Raw genomic sequence first — 13505 nt, 5'->3', positions numbered from 1 at the left:
AAATGTGATTACGTACCGCTTTTTACAGACCCGCTTTGATCTTGGCATCCTCCGCTTTCATTCTTGCGGCCTCTTCTTTGATTGCGGTTGTCTGCTTGCGGTAATCGATCAGCAACTTCGGCAGCAGCCCGCGAATCGCTTCCGTGTCGCCTGCTTCGACCGCTTTCGCGTACGCCACCGCCCGCTTCGACTCTTCGGATTGCTCCGGTCTTTTATCGATTATACCATCCATACCCTCCATAGCGACAGCGATGCCTTCTACAATCTTGCCGTCTGCTATCGGCCTTCCGTTTGAATAATGATCTACGGGTTTACCGTCTATAAACAGTTGCTTTTTGCCCGTAGCGGAGTTTTCTTTATATTCGACATTGGGCGCTTTAGGGGCGGTCTCCGGTTTATAATTGCGCGATAGCTCGTCCTTAAACTTGGTGCGTGCCTGAGTCGCTTCCGTCATGTCATTTTCCGCCTGCTTGCGCTCTTCGACCGCTTTTTTCCACTCCTCTGCGCTCTCCGGTATGTAGATCTTCGCCAGCAGTTTCATATAAGCGCCGTTGCCGGGATTCATAACCCCCGATTGGACGCCCGGCGGTACCTCCTTCGCCTGCTCGGCCGCCGCTGCCGTACCCATCGCTCCAAAAGCCGTTGCCAGCAGTAGCGTGCCGATCGTACCCATCTTCAATATGTTTTTCATTGTCCTGCACTCCTTCGTTGATCTGAATTTGATTTTCGCAGGAGAATGCCCCTTTGCTTGACGGGCGTTTATCCCTGCAGTCTTAAACTAACAAAGCAATGCGGACAAAATATCGCAACAATATGGGAAATGATGTGTGATCTTGATCACAGGCAACGAGCGATTGCTAGTATAACCTTGTGGAGAGAGTTTTTTCCAATGCAAGGAAGTAAACTGATTCTATGGCAAAGGTGGCAATGATATATGAGATCCGCCAACCGAGGCAAGCTGCCCGTTTTGGACTCGGTGACGCTTTTTTTCATCATATCGAATCTGATTCTTATTTTTTTATCGAATGCCATTGTGAACGCGGTAACAAACTCGCTTGACGCTATGGGATACAGGGCACCGGATGTGCCGACGCTGCTGCGCTGGGGGCTGTTTCTGTTGAACTCCGTCGTATTTTACCGCATCCTGCAGCGCTATAATGTCCGGCTGCGGCGCGAGGCGGACCGGCGGCGGTCGTCGGAGGAGCATTTGCGGTTATATGCGCGGGTATTTCAATCCGCCCAGGAAGGCATCATGGTTACGGATGCGGCCACGCGGATTATCGATATCAACCAATCATTTACCCGGATGACGGGCTATGAAGCTTGCGAGCTGCTGGGCCAGACGCCCTGCGTCCTGCAATCCGGAAAGCACGACAATAACTTCTACGCCAACATGTGGGCCTGCATCTGCCATGGAAGCTGGCAGGGCGAGATCTGGGGACGGCGCAAGGACGGCAGCTTGTTTCCCGGCTGGCTGATCATCAACGCCGTCAAGGATGATCACGGACGGATCGCCAATTATGTGGGCATCTACTCCGACATCTCCGAACGCAAAAAAGACGAGCAGACGCTGAGGATGCATGCGGGCGTGTTTGAAGCGTCGCACGAAGGAATCATGATTACCAATATCGAAGGCCAGATTTTGTCGGTCAACCCGGCTTTCGTAACTATCACGGGTTTTTCGGCGAAGGAAGCGGTCGGGCAGACGCCAAAAATTTTATACTCGGGGCTGCACGACGAAGCTTTCTATCGACACATGTGGACGACGATTCGAAGGACCGGAAGCTGGCAAGGGGAAATTTGGAACAAGCGGAAATCCGGAGACCTTTACCCGCAATGGCTGACGATCAAAGCGATCAAGGACGAGCATGGCGATGTCCGGGCGTATGCGGGTATTTTCTCCGATATTACGGAGCGCAAAAAAGCGGAAGAAGATCTTCGTTATCTGGCCCATTACGACGGGCTGACGGGGCTGCCGAACCGGCGTCATTTTCAAAATCAGCTGCAAGCCGCGCTGGAAGATGCACAGCAAGCCGGCTCGATGGTCGGGGTGCTCTTCATCGACCTCGACCGGTTCAAGGTCATCAACGATTCGCTCGGCCACGACATCGGAGACCGGCTTCTCATGCAAGCTGGGCAGCGGCTGCTTCAGTGCGTCGAAGCGCCGCAGATCGTATCCCGGTTCGGCGGAGACGAGTTTACGATCATTTTGCCCCATCTGCGGGACCCCGAGGAGGCGACTGCCGTTGCGGATACCGTTTTGGCAGAGCTTGCGCGAAAGTTTCACGTCGAAGAACATGATTTTTATATCACCGGCAGTGTCGGCATCAGTCTTTATCCCAAGGACGGAAGCGACATGGAAACGCTCCTGCGGCACGCCGATTCCGCCATGTACGCCGCCAAGGAGAGCCGGAACGAGTATCGGCTGTACATGCCCAAGTGGACGGAGAAGCTGCCGCGTCAACTGATGCTGGAAAACGGCCTGCGCGCGGCCGCGGAGGCCGGCGAGCTGGAAGTGTACTATCAGCCGCAGATGGATTGCCGGACCGGCCACTTGACCGGATTGGAAGCGCTGACGCGATGGAACCATCCGGTGATGGGGCTTCTCAGCCCGCAAGAGTTCATCCCGGTAGCCGAAGAGATCGGCATGATCGCCGATATGGACGAATGGGTGCTGGAGAAAGTGTGCATGCAGCACGTCCGGTGGGAAGAGGTGTTGGGTTATCCGGTCAAGGTAGCTGTCAATTTATCCGCGCGGCAGCTGAACCGGCCTCATTTGCCCGAACGCATCCAACAGATCCTCCAGCGGCATGAGGTCGATCCTTCCCAATTGGAGATTGAGATTACAGAAAGCGCCGGCCTGACGAAGGCCGAGGCGACGATCCGGCTGCTGAAGGAGCTGCGCCGAATTGGCGTCGGGACGGCCATCGACGATTTCGGCACCGGCCATTCCGCGCTCGCTTACCTGAAAAAGTTTGATTTCAGCGTGCTCAAAATCGACAAGACATTCATCCGGGGGCTGGACCATGATCCGGTCAACCGCGCTCTGGTCCAAGCGATCGTCGACATGGCCCATGCGCTCGGGCTCCGGACGGTTGCCGAGGGCGTAGAGACGGAAGCGGAGCTCGCGCGGCTGAAGCAGATCGGCTGCGATACCGTGCAGGGCTACTTGCTCAGCCGGCCTTTGCCCGCCCGCGAGATCGAAGCTTTTCTGGCCTCGAAAGGCACGCCTCAGTATAACACCCTCCACAAATAAAACGTCGCATACGCTTCAAAGCCGCTCCAGCCGGCGGCAAGCCGCCGCAGCTCGGCCGGCGTCGGCTTGCTGTCCATGCCGAACAGATGCTTGACCGCATTCTGCAGGCCGACGTCCCCGGCGGGAAAAGCCGACGGCAGACGGAGACAGCGCATCATCACGTAATGGGCCGTCCATGGCCCAATCCCGCGTACGGCGGTCAGCTCGCGTTCGACCGCTTCCGCATCGCCTAAACGCAGCAGGCGCTCCTTGGTCAGCCGGCCGTCCGCCATGCGCGCCGCCGTTTCGAGCACATACTCGGCCTTTTTGGACGTGAGCTGCAGCGGCGTGAGGTCGGCCACCGACAGTTCCGCAATCGCTTCGGGCGCCGGAAAGGTCCAGAACTTCCGGCCGTCCCAAGCCATGGAAGCGCCGTACGATTCGACGAACCGCCGCTTGAGCGTGTAGGCGAACGCCAGATTGATCTGCTGCCCGAGAATGGCCCAGCATAGCGCCTCGAACAAATCCGGAATGCCGATGCACCGGAGCCCGTAAAACCGCTGTGTTAACGGTCCGAGCAGCAGGTCGCTCTCGGCCAGCCGGTAAAACGCGTCGAGATCCGTCCCCAAGTCGAACCATTCCCAGACGTAACGTGCCGCCGCCAAACGAGCCTGCGGATTCCCATGCGCCACTTCGTCAAGAAACCGCAGACGCACAGTACGATCCTCCGAACCGCCGAAGATTTCGACAAGCACCCGCTCACTTCCCGCTTCGATCCATTTGTACACGCGGTCTTGGTCTTGATCGACGTAAAACAGGCATTCGTTCTCCGATCTCCCCATATAGGCAAGAGCTGCGGAAAACCGGAAAGGCCCCCGCGGAATAAGCTCCCCTTCGTGTCCGCCGTCCTTCCATCCTTCTTGAAATTCAAGCTCGGCCGCAAGCTGTGCTTCGTTCATTATCCATTCTCTCCTTTGTCCAAGCAACGTCCGTTATTTTTCTTCATGATACCTTTTTACCATACTCCGGTCACATGCGCTTTTGAAATCTTGCGCTCTCACTCGTCCCCCCTTACATCGCAAGACCTGCCGGGGTATACTGAGCTCGTGAGGTGATCGCAATGACTGACCTGCCTAAACAGCCGGCGGACCGCGAACGGACGGAGCCGGCGTTAACCGACGATATTTGGAACGCCATCATCGCCAACGATGCGGCGCTCGACGGCCGATTGATTTACGCCGTGAAGACAACGGGAATCTTTTGCCGTCCCTCCTGCAAATCGAAGCCCCCGAGGAGGGAGCACGTGCGCATATTCCGCGGCGCGGCCGACGCCGCCGCTCAAGGCTTCCGCCCCTGCAAGCGATGCCGTCCCGACGGCAAGGGGATGCCGGACGAAGAATGGATCCGGCACACCGCCAAGTGGATCGAGGCACATTATACGGAGCCGCTGACCCTCGCCGTGCTGGCGGAAGCACAGCATGCCAGCCCTTACCATCTGCACCGTACGTTCAAGCGGCTGACCGGGGTCACGCCTGCGGAGTATATCGCAGCTACCCGCGTAGAGGAGGCCAAGCGGCGGCTGAAGGAAACCGGCGAGACGGTGACCGAAGTTGCGCTCCGCACGGGCTTTCCGAACGCCGCATATTTCTCGACCGTTTTTCATAAACGAACCGGGCTCTCGCCGACCGCCTACCGGCAGGCGCAGGAAGCTTCGGGCACATATCCGTCGAAGAGGAGAACAGAGGAGGGACGATCATGATAGATACAGCCGCCGTTACCAATACAAGGAACGCTACGCCGCCTTCGCGCGGCTCCGTGGAGGGCACGCAGACGCCGTACGTATATTGGACCACTTATCAGGACGGGGATTGGACGCTGAAGATCGCGGCGACGGAGCAAGGACTTTGCCGCATTCGCTTCCCGAACGAGAAGCCCGGGGCGCTGGCTGCTTGGGCGAGCATTCACTGGCCCGGGGCAGCGCTTGTGGAAAGCGCGGAGGCGCTGCGTCCTTATCGGGAGCCGCTCGCCGCTTATTTCCGGGGGGACTGCACCCCGTTCGATATGCCGCTTGACGTGCGGGGTACCCCGTTTCAGCTTGAGGTCTGGGAAGCGCTCCGGCTCATTCCGTACGGAAGCACCTGGACGTATGCGGAGCTGGCCGAGGTCTTGGGAAGGCCGCTCGCCGCCCGGCCCGTCGGTGCCGCCGTCGGCGCCAATCCGCTGCCGATCGTGCTGCCCTGCCACCGGGTGATCGGCAAGGACGGCTCCTTGACCGGCTACCTCGGCGGCCTGGAGGCCAAGACGCGGCTGCTGCGCATGGAGGGTTTCCCGCTCCGGGAGGAGCGCGGCTTGCGCCAAAATTAAAGTCAAAAAAGCCGGCCTCTGCCTATGTGCAAGAGCCGGCTTTTCCCTTATTTTCAATTAAAATGAAGCTTCCGCCCGATCCTTCTTCGCCGATCTGGCTTCGCGAACGGCAAAAACGGCAACGAGCAAAAACGACAGCACCCCGTACACCAACACCATGAGCTGCAGCCCGATGAAATCCAGCAGCAGCCCCGTGCTCAGCAGAACGACCTGGAACACGACGCGGTCGAGCATGCTGCGGAACGAGAAGAAGCGGCCGTGGTACGCTTTCGGAATCTGCTTCTGGAACAAGGTCGCCGCCGCCGGGAAAAATCCGCCCGCCGCCAAACCGAACAGTCCGAACGAAAGCAAAGCGCATAGCTTCGAATCGGCGAAAAACAACAGGCACTGCGCCGCTGCCACGATTGCCGCAAACAGGAACAGGCGATTCATCAAGCCGCCGCGATCGGCCATCCACTTGACCAGAAAGCCGGCCAGAATGAAGCTGATCCCTTCCACGGCATAGAGCAGCCCTTTCACCTGCGCATCGTGCTGCAGCTCGCTGATGTTGATGACCATCAGGTTGAAGCCCCCGATGAATAGCGTCGGCACCAGCGTCAGCCAGAGCACCGTCAGCACGATCGGCTCTGAACGCAGCAGCGGCAGAAGCGCCTTGAAGCCGCTTTGCTCCGCTGGCGGCGCCTGTGCTGCCGGATCGCTGCCGCGCCGGCCTTTTTCGGCCTGCTCCGGCTCCCCGCCGGGTACGGCCGCCGCCCCTTCGTCAGCCCCTCTCGCCCGCTGCAGGTCGGGCTCGGGCACGTTCAGGAAGGCCGTAGACGCAAGCAGCGCCACATAAGCCACGAAGGAGGCGACATACAAGCCTTGCAGGCTCATCACCGTCAGCATCAGTCCGGCCAAGGTCGTCCCCAGAATACGCGCGATTGTACCCGCGTTCATATGTACGCCGTTTAAGGCCAGCAGCTCCCGCTCCTTCACGATCAGCGGAATGACGGACTGTAGCGCCGGGAAATAGAACGCGGCCGATATTTGCAGCGTCACGGCGAACAGCACCATCCACCAGATGGAATCGAAATACAGCGCGACAAACATAAAGCAGACGCTGACAAGGCGTCCGGCACCCGAGATCAGCAGCACCTTTTTCTTCGAGGTTGTGTCGATGACCCGTCCGGCCAGCGGACCGAAGAGCACGCCGGCGAGCAGCCCGGCGAATAAAATAAGCGACTTCATGAAATCCGAAGGCACTTTTTGCTGCATAAACTCCAAGTTGGCAATAATCGACATCCACAAGCCAAGCCCGGCGATAAATTCCCCTGCCAGAACAATCCACACGTTCCGATTCTTCCACATATACGGTTCTCCCTTAGATTTGAAGCTGTCTTTGGATTGTATACCGAACCGGCCGAAATTAAAAGACTCGTTCGGCAAAATCAAGCGCAAAGCCCATTCTCTCCGGTTATCGAAGGGAATGGGCCTTGTATCGCCTTGAACGGCATATTTAATCCAACGGACGCTTCGGATGCTTTTTCATCGATTGGTTGAGCTTCTTCCACCGGTCTTTCTCCGCCCGCTGCAAGCCCTTGTCTTCCTTGCGGGCTTGGAACGCCAGCTCCTTCTGCAGCTTCACGTAGTTATGATACCGTCCCCGGTCGAGCGTGCCGTTCTCCAGCGCCTCCTTGACGGCGCAGCCGGGCTCCTCCTGGTGCGTACAGTTGCCGAACCGGCAGCCCACGGCAAGCTGCTCCACATCGCGGAAAGCGGCGTCCAAGCCGGATTCCGCATCCCACAGCTGCAATTCCCGCATCCCGGGCGTATCGATCAGCAGCGCGCCCCCAGGCAGCAGCACAAGCTCGCGGTGGGTCGTCGTATGCCGTCCGCGGTCGTCTCCCTCTCGGATCTCCCCGGTGTCCAGGATGGCCTCGCCGTAGAGCAGATTGGCCAGTGTGGATTTCCCGGCTCCCGAGGACCCGAGGAGCGCCACCGTCCGCCCTGGCTTCAGATACGAAGCCAGCGCATCCAAGCCTTCGCCGCGCGCGGAGCTGATCGCATGCACCGGCACGCCCGGCGCCACAGCTTCTACATCGGCCATTTTGCCCGGTACGTCCTCGCACAGATCCGCTTTGCTGAGCAGCACGACGGGCGCTGCGCCGCTCTCGTAGGACAAGGTCAAGTAGCGTTCCAGCCGCCGCACGTTAAAATCCGCATTGAGCGCATGCACCAAAAACACCGTGTCGATGTTGGCTGCGACGATCTGCTCCTCGACGGCCGACCCGGCGGCTTTGCGCGAAAACTTGCTCTCCCTCGGAAGCACCGCGTGCACGATCGCGCGCCCGTCCTCCGCCCGCGCCTGCAGCGCCACCCAATCGCCGACGGCGGGATAATCGGCCCGCCCGGCCGCTTGATGCCGGAGCCGCCCCGACACCTCGGCCAGCAGCTCTCCGCCAGCCGTGACGGCGCGGTACACGTGCTTATGCTCCAAAATAATGCGCCCGGGCTCGTGTCCGGCCTCCCGGTAAGGGGCGAACGCCTCCTCCCGCCGGTCGTCCCAGCCCCAATCGCGCAGATGGTATTCGGTCAATTGTTTTCCTCCCATTCTTCAAGCCGATAATACTGTTGTACCATTTATTGTAATGAACCGGACCGACCGCATCAAAGTAAAAAAAGACTTCTAATCATCCTTTACCAGAATAGCCGTCACGGCAGTTTGTAACCAGATTGTAACTTTCTTGCCAATCATCCGTTCTATAATCAAAGCATCAAGTCATTTACAACCTAGGAGGGACTTTTATGAAAACCCCGTTCAAATTACTGACTCTCAGCATCGCAGGGGCTTGCCTATTGACTGCAGGCATTCCTGTTTCCCGGGCAAGCGCCGAGCCTTCCTCCGCGAGCGTTCCCGTACAAGCCGTGCCGATCTCCGCAGCCGTTCAGCAGGGTGCCGTCAAAGTATCGGCCAAGGCCGTACAAGAGAAAACCGACCTGTACTCCGCGGATCTGAGCATCCCGGTCATCGAAGGACTGAAAGATAAAAAGTACCAAGACGAGCTGAACGATATTCTGGAGCGTCATGCGATGAAAGACTTGGAGCTGCTGAAGAAGCAAGCGGAAAATGACGCGGCCGAGGCCAAAAAAGCGGGCTTCGAATTCAGACCGTACGAGGTTACCGTCAAATACGAAGTGAAAGCCGGGGGCGGCGCGGCTGATGCGGATATGTTCTCCATCGCAGTGACGACCTACGCGTATACGGGAGGAGCCCACGGTTTACCGCGTACCGACACATACAACGTGCTGAATCAAGACGCCGCGAAGCGGATCGAGCTGCAAGACCTGTTCGGCGCAGACTACAAGCAGACGATCGACAAGCACATCAAGGATGAGATCGCCAAGCATCCCGACGATTATTTCAAAGACGGCTTCGAAGGCATCGCCGATACGCAGTCGTTCTATATTCATCGAGGCAGCGCCGTCATCGTCTTCGGGCCGTACGAGATCGCGCCTTACGCCGCAGGCATGCCGGAATTCACCATCCCGCTGCCGAAGCAAGCGCAGACACCGGGCATCGAAGCGGGCGGCCTGCCGCAGAAGCTTGTCGTGAACGGCACCGAGCTGTCCACCGTCGATGCAGCCGTCTACACGGACGCCAAAGGCACCGTGACCGTTCCTTTGCGGAGCGTCGCCGAAGCCCTCGGCTACGAGCTGAAATGGAACGCCGAGCAGCAAGCTGTCGAGCTGCAAAAGGGGGCTCGGTGGACGATCGTGCGGTCAGGCAAGGATGAGTACGTCATCAACAAAATGGCTCCGATCTCTCTGGGCACCGCCCCGGCGATTAACAGCGAAGGCAAAATGTACGTGCCGCTGGCCTTTTTCTCGGACATCCTGAAAGCCGACGTGAAGTCCGAAGCCGGGACGATCACGATCCGTTAGTCCCCCCTATAGACCAAGAAAGAGCGCTTATCGGCGCTCTTTTGCTTTGCTTAAAATGAAATAATCGTACTCGCATTGATCCGACAAGGTGACCCTTCGCCGATGCTCGAAGCCCGCTTTTTCAACCACCCTCCTGGAAGGGGCGTTAAACGGCTTAACGATCGCGACAATCTCCCCGAGCGACGTGCATTCGAACACGTGCGCAGCGACGGCTCTCACCGCTTCGGACACATAGCCTCGGTTCCGGTAATCCTTAGATACCGCGTAAGCGATTTCCCGTTCGGCAGGCGGGAGCAGATCATTAGGAAATACGCCGCACCACCCGATCAACCTCCGGCCCTGCTTATGCTCCAAGGCAAGCAGGAAGCGGACATGATCCGGATCGAAATTCTCGTAACTGGAAATGACGAAAGAAAGAAATTGATTTAGCTGCTCTTCGCTCATTCGCCAGTCCGGCAGCACATCCGTTATCTCCGATTGCCAGGTTAATTCCCTAAGCCCCGCCAAATCCTCAAGCGTAAACTCCCGAATGATCAGCGAGTCCGTCTCCATAATAAAAGAATGTCTGATTTCAACCATCCCCTGCGTCGATTTATCTTCTCTCTATACAGATTACCTTTCGGATAAAACAAATTTCCATGGAAACAATCATTAAAAGCAACTTGCCGCCTCTATAAAAAGGATTCGGCTGCCCCTGCGGAGAATTAGGCATGAACACCAACCGACATCAAATCGGAAGCAAAGGACGGCTGTATTGTATGAAACTTGACCGGCTGCTGGCCATCACCATGCTGCTGCTTAACCGCAAACGGGTGAGCGCCAAGGAATTGTCCGAGCGCTTCGAAGTATCGCTGCGGACGGTGTACCGGGATATCGAAGCGATCAATCAAGCGGGGATTCCGATCGTTTCTTACGCCGGTCAGACCGGCGGTTACGAGATTACGGACCGCTACCGGCTGGACCGCCAGCTCCTGTCCTTCGACGAGCTCCAGTCGCTCATCGTCGCGCTGCGCGGGATGCAGAACACCCTGGACGACCGGCATTTCGGCAGCCTGCTAGACAAAGTCGGCGCGCTTCTGGCGAAATCCGAGCAGGGAAGCGTGACGGATGCATCCAAGCAGATCATTATCGATATGAATCCTTGGAGGAACGGCACCGCCGACAAAGAAAAGCTGGAAACGCTGCGGCAAGCGATCCGGGAAAACCGGCTTACCGTCTTTGAGTATACGAACGGGAAAGGGGAACAGGCCGAGCGCCTGTGCGAACCAATGAGCGTGGTGCTTAAAGGCTACGTGTGGTACATGTATGGCTATTGCCGGTTGCGGGAAGATTTTCGGATATTCCGGCTATCCCGGATGCGAAATTTGCAGGCCGGAACGGAGACGTTCGAACGCCGCGAGCTGCCGGCGGATCAATTGGATAGCCGCTGGATGCGGCGCGAGGCTCGCCATTCCGTGAACCTCGTGCTGCAATTCACCTCAAAGGCCAGGGTTCCAGTAGAGGATTATTACAAGCCGGAGCAAATCGAATACGGCCCGGACGGGACGCTCATCGTGCGCGCTTCCCATCCAGACGCGCACTGGACGTATGCTCATCTGCTGTCTTACGGCGCCGATGTGAAGGTGCTGGAGCCGGAAGCCGTCGCCAGTCGGTTGCGGGAGGAGGCGCTCGCCATCGCGCGGCTCTACGAGCAACCCTGACATACAGCTGTCAGGGAATTCATGCTATTGTAAAGGGGTAAGCTAATTTGCGAGCACAGGGAGGAATTCGAGATGTTTATTAAAACAGCCGATTTTATAGCCGAATGGCAGCAAGAAGCTGCCGCTACACAGAGAATCATGGATGCCTTGACCGACGAGGCCTTGGATCAGGCGGTTACTCCGGACCACCGGACGCTCGGGCAGCTTGCCTGGCATCTAACGACGACGGTGCATGAGATGCTGTCTCGGACCGGCCTGGAATTCGCATCGGCCGGAGACGACCAGCATGCGCCGGACTCGGCAGCCGTTATCGCCGAAGCTTACCGGAACGCCTCTCAAGCGGCGTCGAACGCCGTCCAAACCCAGTGGACGGACGCCAAGCTGGCGGAAACGACGGAAATGTACGGCGACACGTGGCCGAATGGCCTGACCTTGCGTATTTTAATCCAGCATCAGATTCATCACCGGGGCCAAATGACCGTCCTGATGCGCCAAGCCGGGCTCAGAGTTCCGGACATTTACGGCCCGACGCGGGAAGATTGGCTGGAGAGAGGCATGCAGCCGCTTGTCTGACGGTGAGCGTTTCACCCGACTGAGTCAGCCTGACTCTAAGAAGCAAGACATGAATATGTAGCGCAAGCAGTGATATTATATATAGTATCAGCATCTTACATTTCAGTTTAAATGTGGAAACACTAAAAAGAGCCGCTAGTGCGCCAACATTAAACGGCTCTTTGGATAAACGAAGCTGTGGCTTACCCCACGGCGCGCATAGTTAAAACCTAAGCGAAAAACCACCGGTCAGGGCTGCAACCTTATTGACGGTGGTTTTTTCGCTTGCTTAGCTTCCGTTTGATTAACTTGAACAGCTCCCTACCGCTCAACCATAAGCTGAGAATAGTTGCAATCCATTTGACTACATTTCAGTTGTTAGATCAGTGAGCGTTGTAAATCCGAGTGCCCGTCCGTCTCAAAATTTTCTCTTTCGCAGCCTACCTACCCTATTCCGGCATCTCCGCTAATGCACATTTTCCCGCCCACCCAATCACAGGGCCCCTGACCATCATAAGGTATACTAGGCTAAACGGAAGGAGGATGAATGTATGAGCTGCGTAAAAGGGTTTGGCGGATTTACTTCTACGGGCGTAATCCTCGTATTGTTTATTTTGTTGGTAATCGTATCTTGTGCCGTATGGTTCTAATTCGAGGCACACAGCCCGGGCAGCGGCCGCCTGGGCTTTTTTTCTTGAATCACGGGTGTTGAGACTGGGGCTCGCTGCGCCCCCTCTTTTGACCTTGACCTTCAAGCTACATACTTCCGGTCACGGCTTTAGCAGACGAATGAATGCCAGCAGCGGCTGAGACATCCATTTCTTGGGATGGACAAACAGCTGCAGATCAAACCGGATATCAGGGTGGGCAAAAGGCAGCACCTTGAGGCGCCCGCGCCGTACTTCCTCTTCAACGACGATCTGTGGAAGAAGGGCTACGCCGAGCCCGTTCATCACGCACTGCTTGATCGCCTCCGGATTGCCTAGCTCAAAGCGGATGAGAAACGAGACGTTATGCGCTCTTAATACGTTCTCGAACATGCCCCGGTAATTGCAGCTTTCCTCCGACATGATCAGCTCGACTCCGTTCAGATGATCCACGCTTACACCGCCGGATAACTGCGTGAGCGGATGGCCGGGCGGCGCAATCAGCACCAGGGGCTCTTCCCGGATCGTCTCGCAGCTTAGAGCCGGGTCGACCGGCTTGCCGTCGAGCAGCAGGCCGATGTCGAATTCCCCCTCCTTCACTTTACTGACGATCAGCGACTCGCGTTCCGCTTGAATATGGATATTCAATTCAGGAAACCGTTCCCTCAGCTGCTGCAAATAGGGAGGAAGGTAGTAGGCCGCCAGCGAATCGATCGTGCCGATCGTCAGCGTCCCGCCGACTTGATTTCCGACGATTTCTTTGGATTGTGCATACAAATCCAGCATCTGCACGGCGAGCTTCAGCAGCACTTCGCCGGGCGGCGTAAGCCGAAGCAGCCTGCCGTGACGCTCAAACAAGGAAACGCCGTATTCCCGCTCCAGCTTCTGAATTTGCATCGTGACACTGGACTGCGCATAGCCAAGCTCCTCGGCCGCCCGGGTAAAGCTTTGACGTTTCGCCACCTCGCGAAACGTCTGGAGATATGTCAGCTCCATGTGAACTTCTCCCCTATTATCAATATTATTGATGATGATTATCACTTATTATAGCTAACTCCGATGATTGAAACCATGGTAAAGTAGAGC

13 protein-coding genes are annotated in these 13505 nt (G+C 57.2%); 7 read left to right on the top strand and 6 right to left on the bottom strand.

From position 1 onward, the window contains the following. Window positions 1-22 precede the first annotated feature (22 nt). A complete protein-coding gene (locus tag PEL01S_RS13595; RefSeq protein WP_127460653.1) occupies window positions 23-691 on the bottom strand; it encodes a hypothetical protein in 669 nt (222 codons plus the stop codon). Window positions 692-934: 243 nt separating this feature from the next. Between PEL01S_RS13595 and PEL01S_RS13590 the strand changes: the two genes are divergently transcribed. Beyond that, on the top strand, window positions 935-3256 hold the full coding sequence (locus PEL01S_RS13590; RefSeq protein ID WP_127460652.1) for a bifunctional diguanylate cyclase/phosphodiesterase: 2322 nt from the start codon (window positions 935-937) through the stop codon (window positions 3254-3256). Here the strand turns inward: PEL01S_RS13590 and PEL01S_RS13585 are convergent. Next, a complete protein-coding gene (locus PEL01S_RS13585) occupies window positions 3232-4197 on the bottom strand; it encodes a DNA-3-methyladenine glycosylase family protein (RefSeq protein WP_127460720.1) in 966 nt (321 codons plus the stop codon). The genes PEL01S_RS13590 and PEL01S_RS13585 overlap by 25 nt on opposite strands. 158 nt (window positions 4198-4355) lie before the next feature. Between PEL01S_RS13585 and PEL01S_RS13580 the strand changes: the two genes are divergently transcribed. Both PEL01S_RS13580 and PEL01S_RS13575 read left to right on the top strand, forming a co-directional pair. After that, window positions 4356-4994: a bifunctional transcriptional activator/DNA repair enzyme AdaA gene (locus tag PEL01S_RS13580; protein ID WP_127460651.1), complete on the top strand. Its 639-nt coding sequence runs from the start codon at window positions 4356-4358 to the stop codon at window positions 4992-4994. Continuing rightward, the gene (locus PEL01S_RS13575) at window positions 4991-5599 is read left to right on the top strand and encodes a methylated-DNA--[protein]-cysteine S-methyltransferase (protein ID WP_127460650.1); all 609 of its coding nucleotides are present in this window, start codon (window positions 4991-4993) and stop codon (window positions 5597-5599) included. Before PEL01S_RS13580 ends, PEL01S_RS13575 begins: the two co-directional genes overlap by 4 nt. Window positions 5600-5656: 57 nt before the next feature. Here the strand turns inward: PEL01S_RS13575 and PEL01S_RS13570 are convergent, their stop codons facing one another. Together PEL01S_RS13570 and rsgA are read right to left on the bottom strand one after the other, a co-directional pair. Further along, a complete protein-coding gene (locus tag PEL01S_RS13570) occupies window positions 5657-6946 on the bottom strand; it encodes an MFS transporter (protein WP_127460649.1) in 1290 nt (429 codons plus the stop codon). Window positions 6947-7094: 148 nt separating this feature from the next. Then, entirely contained in the window at window positions 7095-8174 is a 1080-nt protein-coding gene (gene rsgA / locus PEL01S_RS13565; protein ID WP_082867106.1) for a ribosome small subunit-dependent GTPase A, read from the bottom strand. Between the two features lie 209 nt (window positions 8175-8383). Here rsgA and PEL01S_RS13560 point away from each other — a divergent pair, with 209 nt between their 5' ends. Further along, complete coding sequence (locus PEL01S_RS13560) at window positions 8384-9520, top strand: stalk domain-containing protein (RefSeq protein WP_127460648.1); 1137 nt, start codon at window positions 8384-8386, stop codon at window positions 9518-9520. Between the two features lie 27 nt (window positions 9521-9547). Here the strand turns inward: PEL01S_RS13560 and PEL01S_RS13555 are convergent, their stop codons facing one another. After that, on the bottom strand, window positions 9548-10099 hold the full coding sequence (locus tag PEL01S_RS13555; protein ID WP_063184813.1) for a GNAT family N-acetyltransferase: 552 nt from the start codon (window positions 10097-10099) through the stop codon (window positions 9548-9550). Between the two features lie 131 nt (window positions 10100-10230). On the opposite strand from PEL01S_RS13555, the gene PEL01S_RS13550 reads away from it, so the two are divergent. The 3 genes from PEL01S_RS13550 (at window position 10231) to PEL01S_RS35285 (ending at window position 12422) form a co-directional block, all read left to right on the top strand. Further along, entirely contained in the window at window positions 10231-11220 is a 990-nt protein-coding gene (locus PEL01S_RS13550; RefSeq protein WP_127460647.1) for a helix-turn-helix transcriptional regulator, read from the top strand. 72 nt (window positions 11221-11292) lie between these two features. Continuing rightward, complete coding sequence (locus tag PEL01S_RS13545; RefSeq protein WP_063184815.1) at window positions 11293-11793, top strand: DinB family protein; 501 nt, start codon at window positions 11293-11295, stop codon at window positions 11791-11793. Between the two features lie 530 nt (window positions 11794-12323). After that, window positions 12324-12422 carry a hypothetical protein gene (locus PEL01S_RS35285; RefSeq protein WP_054974735.1) on the top strand — a complete coding sequence of 33 codons (99 nt, stop codon included), beginning with the start codon at window positions 12324-12326 and terminating at the stop codon, window positions 12420-12422. Window positions 12423-12542: 120 nt separating this feature from the next. Here PEL01S_RS35285 and PEL01S_RS13535 read toward each other — a convergent pair whose 3' ends face one another. Further along, window positions 12543-13415 carry a LysR family transcriptional regulator gene (locus PEL01S_RS13535; RefSeq protein WP_063184817.1) on the bottom strand — a complete coding sequence of 291 codons (873 nt, stop codon included), beginning with the start codon at window positions 13413-13415 and terminating at the stop codon, window positions 12543-12545. Between the last annotated feature and the right edge of the window lie 90 nt (window positions 13416-13505).

The organism is Paenibacillus elgii NBRC 100335, from assembly GCF_004000865.1.
GTDB lineage: Bacteria > Bacillota > Bacilli > Paenibacillales > NBRC-103111 > Paenibacillus_G > Paenibacillus_G elgii.
This window is presented reverse-complemented; position numbering and strand designations above follow the sequence as displayed.

Coding starts and splice junctions, on each gene's coding strand:
- PEL01S_RS13575 (WP_127460650.1), top strand. CDS start 4,991: ATGATAGATACAGCCGCCGTTACCAATACAAGGAACGCTACGCCGCCT.
- PEL01S_RS13590 (WP_127460652.1), top strand. CDS start 935: ATGAGATCCGCCAACCGAGGCAAGCTGCCCGTTTTGGACTCGGTGACG.
- PEL01S_RS13570 (WP_127460649.1), bottom strand. CDS start 6,946: ATGTGGAAGAATCGGAACGTGTGGATTGTTCTGGCAGGGGAATTTATC.
- PEL01S_RS13555 (WP_063184813.1), bottom strand. CDS start 10,099: ATGGTTGAAATCAGACATTCTTTTATTATGGAGACGGACTCGCTGATC.
- PEL01S_RS13560 (WP_127460648.1), top strand. CDS start 8,384: ATGAAAACCCCGTTCAAATTACTGACTCTCAGCATCGCAGGGGCTTGC.
- PEL01S_RS13550 (WP_127460647.1), top strand. CDS start 10,231: ATGAACACCAACCGACATCAAATCGGAAGCAAAGGACGGCTGTATTGT.
- PEL01S_RS13595 (WP_127460653.1), bottom strand. CDS start 691: ATGAAAAACATATTGAAGATGGGTACGATCGGCACGCTACTGCTGGCA.
- PEL01S_RS13580 (WP_127460651.1), top strand. CDS start 4,356: ATGACTGACCTGCCTAAACAGCCGGCGGACCGCGAACGGACGGAGCCG.
- PEL01S_RS13535 (WP_063184817.1), bottom strand. CDS start 13,415: ATGGAGCTGACATATCTCCAGACGTTTCGCGAGGTGGCGAAACGTCAA.
- PEL01S_RS13545 (WP_063184815.1), top strand. CDS start 11,293: ATGTTTATTAAAACAGCCGATTTTATAGCCGAATGGCAGCAAGAAGCT.
- PEL01S_RS35285 (WP_054974735.1), top strand. CDS start 12,324: ATGAGCTGCGTAAAAGGGTTTGGCGGATTTACTTCTACGGGCGTAATC.